General features: G+C 61.5%; 21 protein-coding genes and 1 riboswitch. Of the genes, 15 read left to right on the top strand and 6 right to left on the bottom strand.

Going from position 1 to position 20,517, the window contains the following annotated elements; all coding sequences use genetic code 11:
- Positions 1 to 98: 98 nt before the first annotated feature.
- The 13 genes from LVY65_RS04055 (at position 99) to fabZ (ending at position 12,710) form a co-directional block, all read left to right on the top strand.
- Positions 99 to 830, top strand: a complete 732-nt coding sequence (locus tag LVY65_RS04055; RefSeq protein ID WP_235066718.1) for a phosphatidylserine decarboxylase — start codon at positions 99 to 101, stop codon at positions 828 to 830.
- Positions 827 to 1,603 carry a CDP-alcohol phosphatidyltransferase family protein gene (locus LVY65_RS04050; RefSeq protein WP_235066717.1) on the top strand — a complete coding sequence of 259 codons (777 nt, stop codon included), beginning with the start codon at positions 827 to 829 and terminating at the stop codon, positions 1,601 to 1,603. The genes LVY65_RS04055 and LVY65_RS04050 overlap by 4 nt, the downstream gene beginning before the upstream one ends.
- Positions 1,604 to 2,049: 446 nt before the next feature.
- Positions 2,050 to 2,805, top strand: coding sequence for a 30S ribosomal protein S2 (rpsB, locus tag LVY65_RS04045; RefSeq protein WP_235066716.1), 756 nt, complete (start codon positions 2,050 to 2,052; stop codon positions 2,803 to 2,805).
- An 86-nt stretch (positions 2,806 to 2,891) separates the two neighbouring features.
- Entirely contained in the window at positions 2,892 to 3,836 is a 945-nt protein-coding gene (tsf, locus tag LVY65_RS04040; RefSeq protein ID WP_235066715.1) for a translation elongation factor Ts, read from the top strand.
- 107 nt (positions 3,837 to 3,943) lie between these two features.
- Positions 3,944 to 4,666 (top strand): UMP kinase, encoded by a 723-nt coding sequence (gene pyrH / locus LVY65_RS04035; protein WP_235066714.1) that lies wholly within the window; start codon positions 3,944 to 3,946, stop codon positions 4,664 to 4,666.
- Between the two features lie 3 nt (positions 4,667 to 4,669).
- Positions 4,670 to 5,227, top strand: coding sequence for a ribosome recycling factor (gene frr / locus LVY65_RS04030; protein ID WP_235066713.1), 558 nt, complete (start codon positions 4,670 to 4,672; stop codon positions 5,225 to 5,227).
- An 80-nt stretch (positions 5,228 to 5,307) separates the two neighbouring features.
- On the top strand, positions 5,308 to 5,976 hold the full coding sequence (gene uppS, locus LVY65_RS04025; RefSeq protein ID WP_235067164.1) for a polyprenyl diphosphate synthase: 669 nt from the start codon (positions 5,308 to 5,310) through the stop codon (positions 5,974 to 5,976).
- Positions 5,973 to 6,620: a phosphatidate cytidylyltransferase gene (locus LVY65_RS04020; protein ID WP_235066712.1), complete on the top strand. Its 648-nt coding sequence runs from the start codon at positions 5,973 to 5,975 to the stop codon at positions 6,618 to 6,620. Before uppS ends, LVY65_RS04020 begins: the two co-directional genes overlap by 4 nt.
- Entirely contained in the window at positions 6,617 to 7,780 is a 1,164-nt protein-coding gene (locus tag LVY65_RS04015; RefSeq protein WP_235066711.1) for a 1-deoxy-D-xylulose-5-phosphate reductoisomerase, read from the top strand. Before LVY65_RS04020 ends, LVY65_RS04015 begins: the two co-directional genes overlap by 4 nt.
- Positions 7,780 to 8,910, top strand: coding sequence for an RIP metalloprotease RseP (gene rseP, locus LVY65_RS04010; protein WP_235066710.1), 1,131 nt, complete (start codon positions 7,780 to 7,782; stop codon positions 8,908 to 8,910). The genes LVY65_RS04015 and rseP overlap by 1 nt, the downstream gene beginning before the upstream one ends.
- Before the next feature lie 106 nt (positions 8,911 to 9,016).
- Positions 9,017 to 11,653: an outer membrane protein assembly factor BamA gene (gene bamA, locus LVY65_RS04005; protein ID WP_235067163.1), complete on the top strand. Its 2,637-nt coding sequence runs from the start codon at positions 9,017 to 9,019 to the stop codon at positions 11,651 to 11,653.
- Positions 11,653 to 12,237, top strand: coding sequence for an OmpH family outer membrane protein (locus LVY65_RS04000; RefSeq protein WP_235066709.1), 585 nt, complete (start codon positions 11,653 to 11,655; stop codon positions 12,235 to 12,237). The genes bamA and LVY65_RS04000 overlap by 1 nt, the downstream gene beginning before the upstream one ends.
- On the top strand, positions 12,234 to 12,710 hold the full coding sequence (fabZ, locus tag LVY65_RS03995) for a 3-hydroxyacyl-ACP dehydratase FabZ (RefSeq protein WP_328282474.1): 477 nt from the start codon (positions 12,234 to 12,236) through the stop codon (positions 12,708 to 12,710). The genes LVY65_RS04000 and fabZ overlap by 4 nt, the downstream gene beginning before the upstream one ends.
- Here fabZ and LVY65_RS03990 read toward each other — a convergent pair.
- From LVY65_RS03990 to LVY65_RS03975, 4 genes are read right to left on the bottom strand one after another with little or no spacing between them, the layout of a single operon-like run.
- On the bottom strand, positions 12,700 to 13,404 hold the full coding sequence (locus LVY65_RS03990) for an ABC transporter ATP-binding protein (RefSeq protein ID WP_235066708.1): 705 nt from the start codon (positions 13,402 to 13,404) through the stop codon (positions 12,700 to 12,702). The genes fabZ and LVY65_RS03990 overlap by 11 nt on opposite strands.
- On the bottom strand, positions 13,401 to 14,357 hold the full coding sequence (locus LVY65_RS03985) for a FecCD family ABC transporter permease (protein WP_235066707.1): 957 nt from the start codon (positions 14,355 to 14,357) through the stop codon (positions 13,401 to 13,403). Before LVY65_RS03985 ends, LVY65_RS03990 begins: the two co-directional genes overlap by 4 nt.
- The gene (locus LVY65_RS03980) at positions 14,354 to 15,103 is read right to left on the bottom strand and encodes a substrate-binding domain-containing protein (protein WP_235066706.1); all 750 of its coding nucleotides are present in this window, start codon (positions 15,101 to 15,103) and stop codon (positions 14,354 to 14,356) included. The genes LVY65_RS03985 and LVY65_RS03980 overlap by 4 nt, the downstream gene beginning before the upstream one ends.
- Complete coding sequence (locus LVY65_RS03975; RefSeq protein WP_235066705.1) at positions 15,072 to 16,907, bottom strand: TonB-dependent receptor plug domain-containing protein; 1,836 nt, start codon at positions 16,905 to 16,907, stop codon at positions 15,072 to 15,074. Before LVY65_RS03975 ends, LVY65_RS03980 begins: the two co-directional genes overlap by 32 nt.
- 98 nt (positions 16,908 to 17,005) lie before the next feature.
- Positions 17,006 to 17,144, bottom strand: a riboswitch (cobalamin riboswitch).
- A 100-nt stretch (positions 17,145 to 17,244) separates the two neighbouring features.
- Here LVY65_RS03975 and rpmE point away from each other — a divergent pair.
- Positions 17,245 to 17,475 (top strand): 50S ribosomal protein L31, encoded by a 231-nt coding sequence (gene rpmE, locus LVY65_RS03970; protein ID WP_235066704.1) that lies wholly within the window; start codon positions 17,245 to 17,247, stop codon positions 17,473 to 17,475.
- A 9-nt stretch (positions 17,476 to 17,484) separates the two neighbouring features.
- Positions 17,485 to 18,018, top strand: a complete 534-nt coding sequence (locus LVY65_RS03965) for a GNAT family N-acetyltransferase (RefSeq protein WP_328282473.1) — start codon at positions 17,485 to 17,487, stop codon at positions 18,016 to 18,018.
- 6 nt (positions 18,019 to 18,024) lie between these two features.
- On the opposite strand, the gene LVY65_RS03960 is transcribed toward LVY65_RS03965, so the two are convergent.
- Positions 18,025 to 19,932: a DUF2207 domain-containing protein gene (locus tag LVY65_RS03960; protein ID WP_235066702.1), complete on the bottom strand. Its 1,908-nt coding sequence runs from the start codon at positions 19,930 to 19,932 to the stop codon at positions 18,025 to 18,027.
- Between the two features lie 5 nt (positions 19,933 to 19,937).
- Positions 19,938 to 20,498 (bottom strand): LemA family protein, encoded by a 561-nt coding sequence (locus tag LVY65_RS03955; RefSeq protein ID WP_235066701.1) that lies wholly within the window; start codon positions 20,496 to 20,498, stop codon positions 19,938 to 19,940.
- Positions 20,499 to 20,517 lie beyond the last annotated feature (19 nt).

Genomic DNA, 20,517 nt, shown 5'->3' with positions numbered 1-20,517 from the left:
GGGAATTTGGAGGGTCGCGGCGCGCCTTAGGCAAGCAGGCGGTGATAGGCAACTCTGGGCGATTGCGGGGGGGGCGGCTTGCCCCTAAGGGACTTGGCATGCCCGAGATCGATAAGCCCAACAGCCACCTGACGACCGTCAAATGGCGTTTCCCGTCGGTTCACCCGGAGGGGCGAAAATACACTTTGATCGCTGCGTTTGCCGCGCTGGCTACGTACAGCTTGCTCAATCATTTCCTTGGCTGGTTGCTGATCGGTCTGACGATCTGGGTCGCTGCCTTCTTTCGCGATCCGATCCGGACCACGCCGGCAGATCCCAAGCTGATCGTCGCCCCAGCCGACGGTCTGGTGACGATGATCAGCCGCGTCACCGCTCCGCTGGAGCTGGCGGGCGAGGGTGGCCTTGCGGGCGAATATACTCGCGTATCGATTTTCATGAGCGTGTTCGACGTCCACATCAATCGATCGCCAATCTCGGGGACCGTGAGGCGGATCGCCTATGTCCCTGGCAAATTCTTGAACGCCGACCTCGACAAGGCCAGCGAGGACAATGAGCGGCAGCATTTCCTTGTCGAGCGCGAGGATGGGTTGAAAATCGGCTTTACCCAGATCGCCGGCCTAGTCGCACGGCGAATCCTGTCGTTCGTCAAGGAGGGCGATCGGGTGGAGGCTGGCGAACGCATTGGCCTGATCCGTTTCGGCAGCCGGGTAGACGTCTATTTGCCCGCCGGCACGGGTTCGCAGGTGCTGCTGGGCCAACGGGCTATCGCCGGAGAGACCGTTATCGGTGAAATCGGCGTCGATCCGCAGCGTCTCGGCATCAGCCAATGACCTCCCAGGCGGAGCGCCACGGACTTCCCATCAGGGCATTTGCGCCCAACGCGATAACCGCGCTGGCCTTATGCTTCGGCCTAACCGGTGTCCGGTTTGGAATCACCGGCGATTGGCCACAGGCGTTGGCCTGTATTGTCGGCGCCGGGGTTCTGGACGGATTTGATGGCCGCATCGCACGATTGTTAAGGGCGCAGAGCAGGTTCGGAGCCGAGCTCGATAGCCTGTCGGACAATATCGCGTTCGGCACAGCCCCGGCGCTGATTATCTTTCTCTGGTCGTTGAAGGATGCGCCCCGGTTCGGCTGGATAGCCGCGCTTGCGCTGGCAGTTTGCTGCGCGCTTCGCCTGGCCCGATTCAATGCGCGGATCGATATGGACGATCAGCCGCACAAGTCGGCCGGATTCAATACCGGCGTGCCGGCGCCGGTCGGGGCCGGGCTCACCTTCGTGCCGATGTACTTATGGCTGATCAGCGGCAACGACGCCTTCCGCAGCTGGGCGCTGGTCCTGCCATGGACGTTGTTCATTGCCCTGATGATGATCAGTAGCGTGCCGACCTATACCTGGTCTTCGATCCGAATCCGTCGCGGCTGGCGATTAAGCGCGCTCGCGGGAGTCGCACTGCTTGGTGCAGCGCTGCTGAATGAACCTTGGTGGACGCTGCTGGCGGTTTCCGTCCTTTACCTTGCCCTGCTGCCATTCAGCATTGCCGGCTATGCAAGGGTCAAGCAGCGGCGCGCAGCAAAGGCGGTGCCCGCAACGGCTGAATAGCCGGATAGCGGTGGCTGAAGCGCACTGTCATTGGACGCGGGCTTTGCGGCTGGGAAATCCAGGAACGTCCCTGGAGCGCTGCTAGGATTTTCCGCCCGTCACGGCGAAGCATTTCGGCAAGCATCGCCAGGGCAAATCCGAACAAGGCCAAGGTAGCAAGGGCTGCGAGCATCAGCGTTCCTTCCGTGTTGCCGCTGAACACATCCGGACCGGTGAGGTTCCAAAATGGCCAGCAATCGGTTCAATTCGCACGATGTTCTATAAATGTTCTATCTCTGTCAAGCGATATCGTTCCTTTTATGTTCTCATTTGGCCGAAGCGCTTGAAATGACAGGCTTCATCGGCTAGGGGCCGCGCCATCCCACAGGCGGGTTCAATCATAGCGGTGCCGGACGAAAGCCCGGTTACTCGGATCCGCCGAGGCATAACCGCAAGGAGATATCCCTATGGCGACTACCGTCGTCACCATGCAGCAATTGCTCGAGGCCGGCGCACATTTCGGCCACCAGACCCACCGTTGGAACCCGCGGATGAAGCCGTACCTGTTCGGCGACCGCAACGGGGTCCACATTATCGACCTGTCGCAAAGCGTTCCGCTGTTCGCTCGTGCGCTCGACTTCGTGCAGCAGACAGTTGCCCGTGGCGGTAAGGTCCTGTTTGTCGGCACCAAGCGCCAGGCCCAGGACGCGGTGGCCGAAGCCGCCCGCGCATCCGGCCAGCATTTCGTCAATCACCGTTGGCTCGGCGGCATGCTGACCAACTGGAAGACCATTTCCAACTCGATCAAGCGCTTCAAGAGCCTTGAGGAGCAGCTGTCGGGTGACACCGCCGGACTAACCAAGAAGGAAGTGCTCCAGCTTACGCGCGAGCGCGACAAGCTGGAGAACAGCCTGGGCGGTATTCGCGACATGGGCGGCCTTCCCGACGTGATGTTCGTCATCGACACCAACAAGGAAGAGCTGGCGATCAAGGAAGCCAATGTTTTGGGCATCCCGGTCATTGCCATCCTCGATTCCAACTCGAACCCGCAGGGCATCGCATTCCCGGTTCCGGGCAACGACGACGCCAGCCGCGCAATCCGCCTTTATTGCGAGGCGATCGCCAATGCCGCGAACGCTGGCAAAACCGGCGGCGCTGCAGCGCGAGGCGAGGACATCGGTGCGATGGCCGAGCCGCCGGCGGAAGCCGCGCTCGAGGCTTAAGCCCTTCGCGACCAATATTCGGGGCGCGTCGCGGGGGTGAAATATCCCGCGACGCGCCCCATTTTCCCATTTTGGAGGTTTGAATCATGGCTGAGATCACCGCCGCTTCGGTGAAGGAACTGCGCGAGCGCACGGGCGCCGGCATGATGGATTGCAAGAAGGCGCTGGCAGAGAACCAGGGCGAAATGGAAGCGTCGGTCGACTGGCTGCGTGCCAAGGGCCTCGCCGCCGCCGCGAAGAAGGCCGGCCGCACTGCTGCCGAAGGCCTTGTTGGCGTCGCGGTCGAGGGTGCCAAGGGCGCTGTGGTCGAGGTCAACTCTGAAACCGACTTCGTCGCCAAGAACGAGCAATTCCAGGAATTTGTCCGCAATGTCTCACAGCTGGCGCTGAGTACCGGCGGCGACGTCGAGGCGTTGAAGGGCGCCGCCTATCCGACCGGCGGAACCGTCGAAGAGAAGCTGACCGACAACATCGCCACCATTGGCGAGAACCAGTCGCTGCGGCGCACCGCGGTGCTAGAGGTCGCTGAAGGCGCCGTGGTCAGCTATGTCCACAATTCGGTTGCTCCCGGCATGGGCAAGATCGGCGTGCTGGTCGCGCTGGAGAGCGGTGCTCCGGCAGAGACGCTGCAAGCGCTGGGTAAGCAGATCGCGATGCACATTGCCGCGGCCAATCCGCTGGCGCTTGACGCCGAGGGTCTCGATCCGGCGCTGGTTGAGCGCGAGCGCGCAATCGCAACCGAAAAGGCCAAGGAAAGCGGCAAGCCGGCCAACATCGTCGAGAAGATGGTTGAGGGCGGCATTGCAAAGTTCCGCAAGGAAAATGCTCTGCTCAGCCAGCTTTTCGTAATCGACAACAAGACCCCGGTCGCCGACGTCGTAGCCCAGGCGGGCAAGGACGCCGGTTCGCCGATCACCTTGAAGGCGTTCGAGCGCTTCCAGCTTGGCGAAGGCATCGAGAAGGCCGAGAGCGACTTCGCGGCCGAAGTAGCCGCCGCCGCCGGCGTCAAGAAGGACGAGCCGGTCGCCTAATCAGCGCAGCTTGCTGCAGTGAAATGCGGTTGGCAGAGGGGCGGGTGCGCCGTAAGAGCGCATCCGCCCCTTCGCGTATCCGGGCCAGATGAGAGGAATTGCCACGAATGCCCCGACCTCGCTTCCATCGCATCCTGCTGAAGCTGTCGGGCGAGGCGTTGATGGGCCAGGGCCAATTCGGCATTGACCCGGCAACAGTAGCCAGCATGGCTGGAGAAATCGCAGCGGCCAAGGAAGCCGGCCACGAACTCTGCCTGGTTGTGGGTGGCGGCAATATCTTCCGCGGAATCGCTGGTGCCGCCCAGGGCTTTGACCGGGCGACAGGCGACTATATGGGCATGCTGGCGACCGTGATGAACGCATTGGCGGTCCAGAATGCACTCGAAAAGATCGGGGTCGACACACGTGTGCAGTCGGCCATTCCGATGTCGAGCGTGTGTGAGCCTTACATTCGGCGCCGTGCCATGCGGCACATGGAGAAAGGCCGAATCGTCATCTTCGCCGCCGGCACAGGCAATCCCTATTTCACCACCGACACCGCCGCTGCACTGCGCGCCGCGGAGATGGGTTGTGACGCATTGTTCAAGGGCACCAGCGTCGACGGCGTTTATGATGCCGATCCGAAGAAAGTGGCCGGCGCCACGCGTTATGACAGCCTCAGTTTTAACCGGGTCCTGGCGGACGACCTCAAGGTGATGGACGCCAGCGCCGTCGCGCTTTGCCGCGACAACAAGATTCCGATCGTCGTGTTCAATATCCGGCAGCCCGGAAACCTCGCAGAGGTGCTCGCCGGACGTGGGATCGCGACGATCGTTCAGAACGAGGAGTAGAGGATGCCCGCCTACGACAAGAACGATATCAACCGCCGGATGCACGGCGCGCTGGAGGTGCTGAAGCACGATCTCGCCGGTCTTCGAACCGGGCGTGCCTCAACGGCGTTGCTCGACCCGATTGCAGTCGAGGTTTATGGCGCCAACATGCCGATCAACCAGGTCGCAACGGTATCGGTACCTGAACCGCGGACGATTTCGGTGCAGGTCTGGGACCGTAGCAACGTCAGCGCGGTGGAAAAGGCGATCCGCAATGCCGGTCTCGGCATCAACCCCATCACCGATGGTCAGATGATCCGCCTGCCAATTCCGGAGCTGACCGAGGAACGGCGAAAGGAACTCGCCAAGCTTGCCGGCCAATATGCGGAAAAGGCGCGCATTGCCGTCCGCAATGTTCGCCGCGACGGAATGGACGCACTGAAGACCGACGAGAAAAAGCACGAGATCAGCGAGGACGAGCACAAGCGGCTTGGCACCGAAGTGCAGAAGATGACCGACGACACGATCAAGGACATCGATGCCGCCGCACATGCGAAGGAACAGGAAATCCTCGGCAAGTGACATCCCAGCCCGCCGCGACCGGGGGGGCGCCTTTGCACGGCAGTGCAGGAGGAGTTGTTCCTCGCCATGTCGCGATCATTATGGACGGCAATGGCCGGTGGGCTTCCAAGCGTGGTCTGCCACGTGTCGCCGGCCACCGCGCAGGGGCGGAAGCTGTTCGCAAGGTTTTGCGGGCAGCTGTAAAATCCGGCGTTGAAGTCCTTACTCTCTATGCGTTTTCTTCGGAGAATTGGCGTCGGTCGGAAGAAGAGGTCAGCGACCTGAAGGGCCTGCTAGGCTATTATTTGGAGCGCGAGCTCGACGAATTGGAGCGGGAAGGTGTTCGGCTTCGCCTGATCGGCGACCACAAGGCCTTTGGCCCACAGCTTGTAGAGCGCCTTGAGCGGGCCGTGGAGCGGACCGCGCACAATCGCCGGCTGACGTTGGTAGTAGCGCTAAACTACGGTGCTCGCAGCGAAATCGCCGCCGCTGCTCGCAAGCTTGCGATGCAAGCCAAAGACGGCAAGCTTGATCCGGCCGAAATAGACGAGGCCAAGCTCGGCATGGAGTTGATGACGAGCGATCTTCCCGAACTTGACCTTTTGATCCGGACATCGGGTGAAAAGCGATTGTCCAATTTCCTGCTTTGGCAATCGGCTTATGCCGAACTGGTGTTCACCGACACTTTGTGGCCCGACTTTGACGAGACCGCCCTCAACGCAGCGCTTCAAGAATTTGCGGGCCGGCAGCGCCGGTTTGGTGGCCGATGAAGGAATTGGCCACCCGCACCGCAGTGGGAATCGTCCTGATCCTAATTGCGCTGGTTGCGGCGCTGCTCGGCGGCTGGCCCTTTGCGATCCTCGTAGCGGCCGTTGCGACGATCATGTACGTCGAATGGTCGCGTATCGTCGCGCGATGGAGCTTTGGCTGGAAGCTGCTCGGCTTCATCTATTGCCTGCTGCCCGCCATCTCGCTGCTGTGGATACGCGAGCGGGCAGAGTTTCAGGGCATTGGCAAGAGCTTCGACCTCCTAATCTGGGTATTTCTCGTCGTCTGGTCGACGGACATCGGCGCCTATTTCGCCGGGCGCGCCATCGGCGGGCCAAAACTTGCACCATCGATTAGCCCAAACAAGACGATTGCAGGCTTGGTCGGTGGTGTCGCCAGCGCTGCCGTTATTGCAGGGGCTTGGGCGAACATGGTCGGCCTCCCGGCGGTTTTGCTGTGGCTGGCGGTCCCGTTTGCGATTGCGGCACAGCTCGGTGACTTGTTCGAGAGCGGGCTCAAGCGCCGCGCGGGGGTCAAGGACAGCGGTACTTGGCTGCCGGGCCATGGCGGGTTGCTTGACCGGCTCGACGGGCTTGTTCCGGTTGCCGTTCTCACTGCCGCCCTAATGTTGTCGGGTTGGCTATGAGCCGGCGGCGCGTCTCGATCCTCGGCGCGACGGGGTCAGTGGGTAGTTCCACATTGGATCTGATTGAGCGCCATCCTGATCGCTTCGAGGTGATCGCCTTGACCGCTGCGCGCAATGTGGCTGCGCTGGCCGATGCTGCCAAGCGGACGGGCGCCAAGCTCGCGGTGATCGATGACGCCGCACTGCTTCCCGAGCTCGAGCAGCGCCTCGAGGGCAGCGTTTGCCGGGCCGGCAGTGGACGAGAGGCGCTGGCCGAGGCAGCCGCAGGCGAAGCCGAATGGGTCATGGCCGCTATCGTCGGATGTGCCGGCCTGGAGCCGGTAATGGCGGCGATCGAGGCTGGGCGGACTGTGGCACTGGCCAATAAGGAAGCGCTCGTTACGGCAGGCGAACTGATGATCGCCGCTGCACGCGCATCAGGAGCAGCAATCCTGCCGGTGGATAGCGAACATAACGCTATTTTCCAGTGTCTTGCTGATACTCGCTCTTGCGACGTCGCAAAATTGATCCTGACTGCCAGCGGAGGACCGTTCCGGGACCGGAGCCGCGACCAGATGGCGGCGATGACGCCTGAGCAGGCGGTTGCGCATCCCAACTGGTCGATGGGCGCCAAGATCAGCGTCGACTCAGCCACGATGATGAACAAGGGCCTTGAGCTCATCGAAGCACATCACCTCTTTGGCGTGCCGAGCCGCCGGATCGAAATTATTGTTCATCCTCAATCGGTCATTCATTCGATGGTCGAATATGTGGACGGGTCGGTGCTTGCCCAGCTAGGCAGCCCTGACATGCGCATTCCCATCGCTCACGCCCTCGCATACCCGGAACGGATGGAAACTCCCGCCGAGACGCTTGATCTTTCACGGATCGGGTCTTTGACGTTCGAAATGCCTGATTTCGATCGATTTCCGGCCTTGCAGGTAGCTCGAGAAGCGCTGGAGGCCGGCGGGGCGGCGCCGATCGTTCTCAACGCCGCCAATGAGGAGGCGGTCGCAGCTTTCCTTGGCCGCCGGATCGGCTTCCTGGACATTGTCCGGACTGTTGAGCAAACATTAGCTCGGACGAGCGCAGCCGCGCCCCGGTCCATCGCCGAAGTGATCGACATCGACCGATCTGCGAGGGCATTGTCCGGGGTTCTGATGAGCGAAATGGCCGCCTGATGCTCGCCCAGCCGCCGCTGTGGTTCGTAGCGATCGCATTTTTGTGCGCGATCGGGCCACTCGTGCTGTTTCACGAACTTGGGCATTATTGGGTCGCGCGCCTGTTCGGCGTCGGCGCCGAGCAATTTTCAATCGGTTTCGGGCACGAGGTCGCTGGCTGGACCGACAAGCGGGGCACGCGCTGGAAAATCGGCTGGTTGCCGCTCGGCGGCTATGTCCGTTTTGTCGGCGACATGAATCCGGCAAGCCAAGCCGATTCCCATGCCGATCTTGCACCGGAATTGCGATCCGGCGCCTTCCACCTCAGGCCCTGGTGGCAACGTTTCTTGATCGTGCTTGCTGGCCCCGTAGCCAATTTCATTCTTGCGATCGTCATATTCGCTACATTTTTCCTGGCGTTCGGAATGCCGAACACGCCACCTGTTGCCGGAGGTGTCCAGTCCGGTAGCACCGCGGCAAGCATCGGCCTCGTCACCGGCGACCGAATCTTGAGCATCGCAGGTCAGGAGACGGCCTCATTCGAAGATTTGCGGAGGATCGTCTCGATCCGGCCGAACGAAGAAGTAATTATCCGCTTCGAACGCGAAGGGTCAATTCGATCGACCAATGCGCGCATCGGGACGGAGCAGCGCGCCGACGAATTCGGGCAAACCTATCAAATAGGCTTGCTGGGGTTGATGCCGCCCGAACCGAACTTCGACCGGATGTCGATCTTCGAGGCCGTTCCCGCGGCAACGGTGGTGACCGCCAAAATCACGCGATCAATCGTTGATGTCGTAGGCCAGATCGTCATGGGCCAGCGATCTGTGAAGGAGGTTGGCGGACCTTTGAGAATGGCCCAGGTCGCCGGCCAGCAAGCGAGCCTAGGCATTTTCGACTTCACTTACTTGCTGGCGTTGTTCTCCATAAATCTCGGGTTCATCAATCTCTTGCCAGTTCCTATGCTCGATGGAGGTCACCTCGTCTTTTACGCAGCGGAGGCGATCAGGCGCCGGCCGGTTAGCGAAAGGGCACAGGATTGGGCGTTTCGTGGAGGCCTGGCACTCCTTCTGGCGTTGCTCCTTTTCACCACAGTCAATGACTTAGCGACTTTCGGGCTGTTTGAGCGACTTGGGCGCTTGATTGGATAGATTGGTTGGGGCAGGGCTAGGCATCATCTGCGGCGCCGTTGAAGGAGCCGCCAAGCAACATAGGCGGGGAAGCGTGAGTTCCAGCAGTACTCAATTTACCAAGCGGATGGGCAGAGTTTTTCTGGTCGGTACCATCCTTGGCGGCTGGTCCGCACCCATCCTGGCCCAGGAATCAGCTCCTACTGCGCAGACTGCCCCGGCAGCGGCGCAGCCGGCACCGGAGGCAGTTCAGCCGACGCCCGAACTGGCGCCTGTCCCGGCTGCCACAACTGGCACGATCCGGTCGATCAAGGTCGTGGGGGCGGAGCGGCTCGAGCCCGAAACCGTTCGCAGCTATGCCTCCCTCTCGCCAGGTCAGAGCTATACGGCTGAGACACTCGACCAGGCGCTGAAGGACCTCTACGCGACCGAATTGTTCGCCGACGTCGTGATCACTGGCGCGGATACGGGCAATTTGGTGATTACGATCCGCGAGAACCCGGTCATCAACCGCATTGTCCTCGAGGGCAACAAGCGGATCAAGAACGACAAGATCACCCCGGAAATCAAGCTGGCTCCTCGCCAAATCTTTACCCGGTCCAAGGTTCGTGCCGACGTCGACCGGATCATAGAGCTTTATCGTCGCCAGGGCCGATTCGCTGCGTCTGTCGAGCCCAAGATTGTGCAGCTGGACCAAAATCGCGTCGACCTGATCTTCGAAATCAGCGAAGGCGACAAGTCCAAGGTCCGCGCCATCAATATTATCGGCAACGAGGAATATTCGGACGGCCGGCTGCGCAAGGAAATGTACACGAAGGAAGCTGGCGGCCTGCTCGGCTTCTTCAAGTCGAACGACAGCTACGACCCGGACCGACTTGCCGCCGACCAGCAAAAGCTGCGCGCCTATTACCTGACCCAGGGTTACGCTGACTTCCGCGTCGTCTCTGCGCTGGCCGAGCTGACCCCGGACCGCAAGGACTTCATCATCACTTATGTGGTGGAAGAAGGGCCTCGCTATAAATTCGGTACGGTCGAGGCCGAAAGCGAGCTCCGCGATTTCAACGCCGACTTCGTCAAATCTATCGTCAAGATCAAGCCGGGTAACTGGTTCAACGCAAAGCTCGTCGAGGACACCGTCACCGGCCTCAACGAACTGGCCGGGGCGAGGGGATATGCCTTCGCCGATGTTTCTCCGTCATTCGACCGTGACGCCGAAAAGCGAGAGATGAATCTCACCTTCCGCGTCGGCGAAACTCCGCGTGTCTACGTTGAGCGGATCAACATTCAGGGCAACACGGTTACGCGCGACAAGGTCATTCGCCGCGAATTCCGCCTGAACGAGGGCGACGCTTTCAATGCCTTCAAGGTCAAGCGCAGCCAGGATCGAATTCAGAGTCTCGGCTTCTTCCAGGAAAATCTGGAGATCAAGCAGGCACAAGGCTCTTCAAACGACCGGGTTGTTCTCAACGTCGACGTTGAGGAAAAATCGACCGGCCAGCTTGAGCTGTCCGCCGGCTATTCCAGCCTAGAGCGGTTCATCCTTTCAACGTCGATCACCCAGCGCAATTTCATGGGCAAGGGCCAACAGCTCCAGACCGGCGTGAGCTACTCGAAGTATGCCAAGTCGATTTCGGCCGGTTTTACCGAGCCTTTCCTGTTCGACAAGAACGTCTTGTTGGGCGGCGAAATCTTTTACCGCACCTATAATAGCTTCAATTTCGACGCGAGCGGCGATCGCAACCAGACCTATGGTCAGAACTCGATCGGTGGCGCGATCCGGCTTGGATTCCCGGTCACCGAATATATTAGTTTCGGCACCCGTTATTCGCTCATCCGCGACAATATCACGCTCGACAAGGGTACCTTCTTCACCGATCCGGACGGCGATGGTCCACTCCCGACGGTGTGTAACCCGCTCAAAGCCGGCCGCTATCTCTGCCAGGAACTGGGCAAGCGACTGACCTCAGCCATCGGTCATACCGTCGCCTATGACGATACTAACAGCGTTCGCCCGACCCGCGGCCAACGCATCGTTTGGGGCCAGGATTTTGCTGGCTTGGGCGGCGACGTGAAATACATCCGCACGCGGCTGGATGCGACGAAATTCATCGGCCTCCCGATGGGCTTCATCCTCTCGATCCATGGCGAAGGTGGCTATATCCATTCGCTGGAGAAATCTGACGAAGTGGGACAAGATCCGATCCGCATCAGCGACCGCTTCTTCGGCCCGACCATGCGCGGATTCGATATTCGCGGCATCGGCCCCCGCGTCGTACGTTTCGCTTATACAACGCCCACCGAGGTAGATACGTCAGACAGCCTGTTCACCGATGCGCTTGGCGGCAAGGCCTATTATATGGGACGGCTCGAAGTCGAATTCCCGGCTACCTCTGCTCTAAAGAATCTGGGACTTCGTCCTTCGGCGTTCGTCGATATCGGGTCGGTCTGGAAACTGACTACGCCGGACTTGCTCGACGTTCCGGGAACCTGCACCGAGCCGGACAACTCGGATGAAGGCAGTGCCCCTCAGGTGCAGATTTTATTGCCAGGCCAGACCTGCAACACCGGCTTCACCTATGTTCCGGGGTCTGGCTTCAAGGAATTCTTCCAGGGGAATTCGGCCAAGCCCCGACTGTCAGTTGGCTTTGGGGTCAACTGGGTATCTCCGTTCGGTCCGCTGCGTATCGACATTGCCAAAGCCCTGCTGAAGCAGGAAGGCGATGAAACAAAGCTCTTCTCATTCAATGTAGGAACTCAATTCTAATGAAGAATCGTATTGCTGCCGCTCTGATTGCGGCTTCCGCCCTGGCTTCTCCGGCGCTTGCACAGCGCGTGCCGGCCGCCCAAGTCGCCGTTGTCGACCTGGAGCGAGTTGGTCGAGAGTGTAATGCCTGCAAGACCGCCTCGGCTGCGCTCCAGTCGCAGGTCAATGCCTTCAACACGCGCCGCCAGACCCTCACCACGCAACTCCAGCCGGAGCGCCAGCAACTCCAGACGGCGGTGACTGCCTTGGCGGGTAAGCAGCCCGATGCCGCGCTCACCCAGCGGATCCAGGCGTTCCAGCAGAAGGAATCGACCGCCGCGCAGGAACTCGAGCGCCAGCAGACCCAGATCCAGCGCAACCAGGCGTATATCAGCCAGCAGATAAACGCGAAGCTCGTGCCACTGCTGCAGCCGGCAATGGAACGCCGGGGCGCGAACGTCCTGGTGGACACTGGCGCCGCGCTCCGCTTTGCCCCGGGTCTCGACATCACCAATGACGTGCTCGCCGACCTCAATGGAGCGCTGACCAGCGTATCGACGACTGCTCCAGCACAAACGCAGCAGCAGAATCCGCAGGGCCGGTGAACGAAGTAACGACAAGCGCCGCCGTCGGTCCGCTGGATGTCCGGCGGGTGATGGCGGCGTTGCCGCATCGCTACCCGATGCTGTTGGTGGACCGGGTCGAAATGATTGTCCCCGACCAGTTGATTACCGCCATCAAAGCCGTGAGCATGAACGAGGGGTTCTTCCAGGGACACTTCCCTGGGCGCCCGATCATGCCCGGCGTGTTGATTGTCGAGGCGCTGGCCCAGGCCGCAGGTATATTGGCGGTTGAGAGCCTTGGTCTCGCGAACAGCGGCAAGCTTGTCTATTTCATGGCGATCGAGGGCGCGAAGTTTCGGGCTCCTGTAGAGCCTGGGTGCCTGCTTCAGCTCGATGTAGAGTTCGTCCAGAAGCGCGCCAGTGTATGCAAGTTTGCGGGCCGCGCTTCTGTGAATGGCAAGCTGGCGGCCGAGGCGCAGTTTACGGCGATGATTGCCGATCCGCCTAGCGCCTGATTGCCCACCCTCCAGCCGGCTCTGCCCGGATTCGGAATATCTCCGCGAAGCGCTCGCTGGCCATCAGGTTAGCGGGCGCTTCGCTCATCTGGATCTTGCCGTCCGCTATCAACAGTGCTCGATCGAAGCGACCGAGAAGGCTTAGGTCATGGAGCGCCACCAGCACGATTTGACCTTCATCCGCTGCCATCCTGAATTGCTCAAGAAAACGCAGCACCCAATAAGGATCGAGATTCGACATCGGCTCGTCGAGCAACAAAGCAATTGGCCGCGCAGCCAGTGCACGGGCCATCAGGACCCGGGCGCGTTCGCCGGTCGACAGGCGATTGACCGGGCGACCAGCTAGGCGCTCGAGCTCAAATTGCTCAATGAGGTAGCCGATCCTTCTTGCATCGGGTCGGTCAAGACCAAGGGCGATGACATCGCGAACGGAAATTGGCCAGGTCATATCCCGCGATGCGGGGAGGAAACTCAGCAGCCGTCTTCGCCGCGCCGGTGGCGATGCGTCGACCTCCTCGCCGTCGATCATCACCTTGCCGCCCGCATCTTCGATCCTGGCCAGGGCACGCAGCAGGCTGGTTTTGCCGCCGCCATTGGGGCCGACAAGCGCCACGAGTTCGCCCGCCGTCACATCCAGGTCCGTCTGCAAGAGCCTTTCGTCGATTGCGACCTGGCGAGCAATTAATGACGTCATGCCGTCACCCGCCGCCGCATCGTGAGGACCAACCACAGGAACAGCGGGGTCCCAAACAGGGAGGTAACGACTCCAACGGGGATCGGGCGGTCGAGATGGACCGAACGAACAGCCAAGTCCGCAACGGCGAGCAGGATGGCGCCGATGATTGCCGCCGGTACCATCGCCGCGCCCGGGTGTCCGCGGCTTAACTGTCGCCCGAAGAAGGGTGCTACCAGTCCGACAAATCCGATCGCTCCGGCAACCGACACACAGGCGCCGACGGCGATTGCCGACAAGGCAATGACTTCTAGCGAAAGCTGCCGCGGCCGAAGCCCGATCGACGCGGCCACGTCGTCGCCCAGGGCAATTAGGTCCAGCGCCTTCGAACGGCGCAACAGAAAAGCGGTAGCTAGGGATGCCGGGATCAGTGCCGCCGCGGCTTGCAAAAGGCTACGATCGGTAAAATTGCCCATCAGCCAGTCGAATGCATCGTAAAAGGCGAATGGCGATGGGGCGAGCGCCAGGGCGAGGCTGGTCGCCGCACCTGCGGCCAGTGAAATGGCGAGCCCGGCGAGAAGCAACGTTGCGGTGTCGGACCGCCGTCCGGCCAAGGCAACGAGGAATGCCAATGCACCCAGCGCGCCAGCAGCACCACAGGCAGCCAACGCGATTGGCTGGCTGAATCCCAGCCAATAGCCACCCAACACCGCGCCAAGCGCCGCCCCGCTGGAGGCACCGCTGATGTCGGGCGAAGCCAGGGGATTAGCGAACATCGCCTGCAAGGCAGCGCCGCTTGCGCCGAGCGCCGCGCCGTAGCCTAAAGCCAACAGGGTCCTCGGCAGTCGCAACTCCAGCAGAATGAGGTTGGCCAGACCCGGATCAATGGCTTGAGCTTCCCTCAGAGGGGCAATCGGCAGAAGCAAGTGGGCCGCGGCTACGACCAACAGCAATGCCACGACGGCCAGCCTCATTTGGGGCTCCGCAACCGAGCGATTTCGTTCACCATAAGCGGACCGGCGCAAGTCCATGGACGTCCGTCGGTTACCAAGGTGCGAGATTGTCTCGGCCTGGCAAGGGGATGATCGAGCCAGGACTGCCCGAGCGAACGCTCGTTGCGGCGGTAGGAGGAGCGGAGAACGACGGCTGGTGGCTTGGTCGCCAACAGTTCGAGGCTGGCTCGTCCACCTGGAAGCATCCGCTGGCGGAGCCCGGCCAGCAGCATCCATTGCGCTTCCAGCGATGTGGCCGCGACGCTGTTGCCTCCCGCTCCGAGGAAAATGGCATCAGCAGGAGGGGATTGCGAACGGCGAAGCGCTGCCAGCGTTCGCCTCCAGGGGATGGCGCGCCGAATGTCTCCGAGCGCGGCAGCGACCCGATCGAGGTTACGCTCGACGTCATCAATTGTAGCGGGGAAGGGCAGGTCGAGGGTCTGCAATCCCATGCGCCTGGCGATCGAAATAGTAGCGCGGCCGCCGCCTCCCATCGTGAGCAGCAAGTTTGGCCGGGAAGGTAGCGCGCTTTCCAGATCGCCCCGGTTGCCCGGGAAGCGCCGGCCAATTCGCCAAAGCGATGAATCCGACGGATCGCGCGAAAGCCGGCTGACGCTTGCAACCTCTGCTGGACGGGCGAGCAGCAGAAGATACTCGTCGGCGCACATATTGAGCGACGCGACCCGGATCGCGGCGCTAGCGGTCAAGAGCGACGCGAACGCCGACATTGATGCTCCTTCCTTCGGTACGGTAGCCGACAGCGTCCTGATAATCGTCGTTGAATGCATTGGCGACGCGCAGGTGCGCTTCGACCTGATCGATGATGCGATAACCCAGTTGTGCGCTGGCCAGCCAATAAGCGCCCAAGCGCACACGCTCTGCCGGAAAGGCATCGAAGTTGGTGTCGATCCGGTCGCCTGTGTAGGCAATCGCCGCGCCATAGGTGAGCCGACCGTGAGCGCCATCGATTGACACGCTGCCACTATGTTTGGGGCGGCGCTGTTCTTTCAACTGCCCTCCGTTGACGCCAGGCTCGCTGGCGTCGAGCCATGTATAGTTAGCCGTTATGCGAAGCGCATCAGAAGGGCGATAATAGCCCTCCACCTCAATGCCTTGACGTCTGCTCTTGCCTGTTGCGTTGGTAGTGGATGACAGGAAAGTCGAAGCATCGAAGATATCGACAATCTCGTCCTTCAGTCGCTGGCGGTAATATGTCAGCGACCCGCCCAACGGCCCCGCCGAATATCGCAGCGAAATATCTCCGCCACGGCTCGATTCCGGTTTCAAATCCGGATTGCCGACAAACGATCCGGGAAAGAATCCATAGAGATCAAAAAAGCTAGGCTGGGCAATGCCTTCCCCATAGTTTCCTGCGATGGAAACTCCGCTCCCAATCTCGACCTTTAAAGCTGCACGATAGGTAAGGGCATCCTTGAACCGGGAATACACATCCTGACGGATGGCGAAGTCGGCACTCACAGGCCCTAGGTCTGTTGCCCGCCATTCCGCGGTGACAGACTGATGTTTGCGCGTGCGGTCCTGGTTAGTGAATCCACCATATGCAGCGTCGCGCGCCTCGAACATTTCTCTCTCGCTTTCCAGCGCAGCGATGAGCTGGTGCTTTCCAAAGCGGTGGCCCCCCTCCAAGCCAAGGGTTCGACGGCTAGCTTCGGTTCGATTGACCGTAGTGTCGCCAATCTCGTTGCGGTTCGATGAACCGAGTAGGCTGGCGGAAACGATCCCGTAGCTTGCCTCGCGTCGGCCAATCTCGGCATATAGCCTGCCGGCAGCGAGCTTGCTGTGCGTTTCGTCGAGCGTGTCGGCATGAGAGAAAGTGATTGGGTCGAACCCGTCGAATTCACTTTTACCGCGCAGGGCAAAGCCTGAGGCGCCAAGCAGAAGGGTGGGGGAAAGCCGGTAGCGACCAGCGCTGCGGAGCCCGAGGTTACGATACCCGTCTTTTTCGCCACCGCCCCGAAAACTGTCGATGCCGTCACTGCGCTGACCGGCCATGCCAACCGAGAAGCCGCGTTCCAAGTCGCCTATGCTGGTCCGGGCCGCGCCCCGCCAGCTTTCGTGGCTGCCACCCTCGGCAAAACCCTGCGTGCCGCCCGAACCTGGCGCTTCGCCGCTGACGGCAATGACTCCGCCAATCGCTTCCGAGCCCCAAAGCGCGGATTGCGGCCCGCGGACGACCTCGATCCTGCTGGCGAGGTCTGCGTTGAGGAGTTCGAAGCGCGGTTCGTTGCCTGCGGCCGGGTCGTTGGCTCTAATCCCCTCGACGAACAGTAGCGTCTGATTGGCCTCAGCCCCGCGAATTCGAACTTGCGTCAGAGAACCTACAGGCCCGCTGACCGCGACCGAAACCGAGGGAATGAGGTGCAGAAAATCGGAGACCATCGGCGCGCCCAGCCGCTCGATATTCAGCGAATCGATCAGGGTGACGCTGGCGGGTGTCTCGCTGGCAGTTTGCTCGACGCGCGAGGCAGTAACGATAATGGCGGGGGGGTCGCTAATCGGGAGTTCGGGCACATTCTTCCTTCCTGGTTCCATGACATGTCGTCACGGAGGGAAGGCACACGCCTTTAAAGCGCGGTCGGCCCACGTCCCGCGGCTGGTCCCGGCCGGGAAACGGACGACGGGCCAAGGCGGGTATCTGACTTGCCGCTCTTGGAGCGGCTCACAGTTGCGGGCACAGTGCCGGATATTCGCCGGCTTCCCCCTTCGCCGACGGCATTACGCCGCCGGACCCTGGTCCTGGCGTGCGAGTGCTCCGCCCAACGCTACCTTGTCAAGCGCAGCGCTCTACGCTAGGGGCGCGGCTCACTTTTCAGGCTGGTCGGAACCAGCCAATCTAAAGGAATATGTCATGAAGAGCGGGACGCACCCCGATTATCACTTCATCACGGTCCAGATGACCGACGGCACGACCTACCAGACCCGCTCGACGTGGGGCAAGGAAGGCGACACGCTGCAGCTCGAGATCGATCCCACCGCGCATCCGGCCTGGACCGGCGGCCGCGGCCAGATGCTCGACACTGGCGGACAGGTCGCGCGCTTCAACAAGCGCTTTGGCGGCCTCAGCCTCAGCAAGAAGTAAGCGCAAGCAGTGGTGCGCTCGGCTCCGACCCTGGAGACCGAGCGTCTCTTGATCAGGCCTTGGCGGAAGGAGGACTTCCGCCCTTACCATCAGCTATTGCAGCATCCCGACGTGCATCGGCACTTCGGGCCCGAGCCGATGGGCCAGGAGGAATGCTGGCGCCGCTTACTCGCTGCTGTTGGCGGATGGCAGATCAATGGCTTCGGTACATGGGCCATCCAACGGAAGAGCGACGGGAAACTGGTCGGCAATGCCGGCCTGTTCACCGCATGGCGCGCGCTTGACCCCGAATTTGGCGACGAGCCGGAAATGGGCTGGATCTTCAGCCATGAGGTCCATGGGCAGGGAATGGCCGGCGAAACCTGCCGCGCCGTGCTGGAGTGGGCCGAGGCAACGCTCGCCCCGACGCCAATCTGGGCAATCATCGCCCCCGCAAACGCCCCCTCGCTAAGGTTGGCGGAGCGATTGGGGTTCGAGCAGTTGCACGAGACCGATTACGATGGCGACCCGACGATCGTCTTGCGGCGCCCGGCCTGGGATTAAGCGCCCTTACCAGCCGCCACCGCCGCCACCGCCACCGCCGCCGCCCGACGACCCTCCGCCGCCCGATCCGCTCGAGGAGCCCGGTGCAGTTGATGCGGAGCTGATCGTACTGGCGAGTGAAGAGCCGATCGAATCGACAAAGCCGCCGGTATCGCTCCATGGGCTCGACGAGCCCGAATACCAGGCAAAGCCCTGGCTCGATCCGGGCGCGGCAGCTGCGGCTGCCAGCAGGCCGGTATAGCGATCGGCCCAACGGTTCTCGACGCCCAGGGCTATGGCATAAGGCAAATAGCGCTCGAACAACTGCAAACTGTCTTCCGGCGCCTGCATTCGGTCTAGCCGGTCGCGTTCGGTTATCGACAGATACTGTTTGAATCCGGCGATCCGATCGAGAACCCCACGGCCTTCTTTCGTCGGCGCCGACATCCACCAGAAGCTGCTGATCACGAATGGCAGGCCGATTAGCGGAATTGCGAGGGGTATCCATCGGCCGCTGTTGAGCGCCTCGGCAAGGATAGGAAATCCGACCAGCACTGCCGCGCCGCCGATGAGCGCGGCAAGCAACTGCAGCAGACATCGCCCAGTGCCTACGCCGGGCCGCGCGTGGAAAAGCAAGAAGGCAATCGCCAACCCGCCACATGACAACAGAGCCAGTGGCGATCGCCCGCCGCTTTCCGCCAAGACCACCGCCACAGCCGCAAGCCAAAGGGCCGCGATCAATATGGCGACCGCAGCGCCCATCCAGCCGTAGTTGCGGTTAAACAATCGACCTTCATAGGCTTCGGCAAATCGGTCGCTTAGTGTCTTTTGGGCGGCGGCGAAGGTGGCATGGTTCTTTTGCTCCATCACAAGCGAAGCATCCGGATCGACCAGTGCGTCAAGGGAGGCCATTTCCGCAGGCGCGAGTGGCTTGGCATCGGGGAGGTCATGGCGCTCGATCCGCCGTTCGTTGCTTCGAAAGAAGCCGCGGTCTTCCTCGACCAGCCGGACATGGCCCTTGACCGCCGCATCGACCAGCGCCGCAGCAAAGCCGCGATTATCGAGCTTCTGCTCGACGACATAGCGCATTGCGGCAGGGGAGAGGTCATCCGGAGGCGAAAACAGTGGAACGACGGTACCCTTTGCCGGGTCGCGCCCCGCCTTTCTCCAGGCATAGAATAAATAAGCGAGCACTCCGCCAAGGCCTCCGGCCCCAACCAGCGGCGGCCCCCAGTCGGACAGGAACCAAGCCAGGCGCGACGAAGCTGGCGGCGCCGCGATCACCTGCTTTGGAAAGGCCGCCGCAACGGTCAGTCCTTCGCGCGGACCCAACGGTCGGGTCGTTTCGAACCGGATCGTCCCCGCATCGTCCTCGACCACTCTCGCAGCGCTCTCGGTCGAGCCTTGTGCACCAGTGTAGACAGCGCGCTGCCCAAATCGTGCGGGCGAGGGCAGTGTGATCGTGGCGGCTGCCCGGTCGATCGGAAAGTCCCACCCGTTACCCGTTACATTCCAGTAGAGCTCGTCATAATCGTCGAACCGGCCAATCATTCGAGTGGCATGGTAGCGGATGGTGTAGCGATGCTCGCCCGGTGACACGATACGGTCGGCGGTGCCGATACGGATGCGGACCCCATTGTTCAGCATCTCGACCTTGGCCGGCTCCGGCTGTCCGTCGAGCGAGGTGCTGACCAGGTCGAAGTCGACCTTGACCCGCCGGCCGCCGGGCGCATCGTATCGGGTAGGAAAGTCGCGATAGATGCCATGGTTGATCGCGACATTCTCTGCCCGGACATGGATCGTTTCGCTGACGTCCAGCATCCCGTCAGGTCGAATTGCAATGTGGCTATCGAAACCAAGGATCCGCTCTTCTGCGGCCGCAGTCTGCGGAAGAATGAGCGCAAACAGCGCGACGATTGCGGCGACGATGCGCATCGTCGTCAGGGCCGCTGGAATTCGACCTTGGGCGCAGTCTGGATGCTGGAGTCGGCATCCTCGTAATAGGGCTCTTCGCCAAAGCCCAACGGGCCGGCGAAGAATAGGTCCGGGAAAGACCGCACGCGCGTATTCAGGTCACGGGCGGTTGCATTGTAGTAGCGCCGGGCCAACTGGAGCTCGCCTTCCAACGCCGAAAGTTCGCTCTGCAATTGGCGGAAATTGTCGTCGGCCTTCAAATCGGGATAAGCCTCGGCGACCGCGAACAGCCGCCCGAGCATCGCAGTCATGGCCGTGTCGGCCTGGGCGGTAGCCTGAACGCTTCCCGCATTCACCGCGTCGGCGCGATGCGCAGTTACCGCATCGAGCGTCTCGCGCTCGTGGGACGCATAGCCCTTAACCGTCTCGACCAAATTGGGGACGAGGTCAGCGCGGCGGCGTAGCTGGACGGTAATTCCGCTAAAGCCCTCTTTCACGAGGGCACGGAGCCGGACGAGCCTGTTGTAGACCGTGACGCCATAGAGCAGCGCCAGGACAATCAGGCCAATGATGATCCAAGTGATCATGACGATGCTCCCCCCGAGG

The organism is Sphingomonas cremea, assembly GCF_021502585.1.
In the GTDB taxonomy this organism is placed as follows: Bacteria; Pseudomonadota; Alphaproteobacteria; order Sphingomonadales; family Sphingomonadaceae; genus Sphingomicrobium; species Sphingomicrobium cremea.
This window is presented reverse-complemented; position numbering and strand designations above follow the sequence as displayed.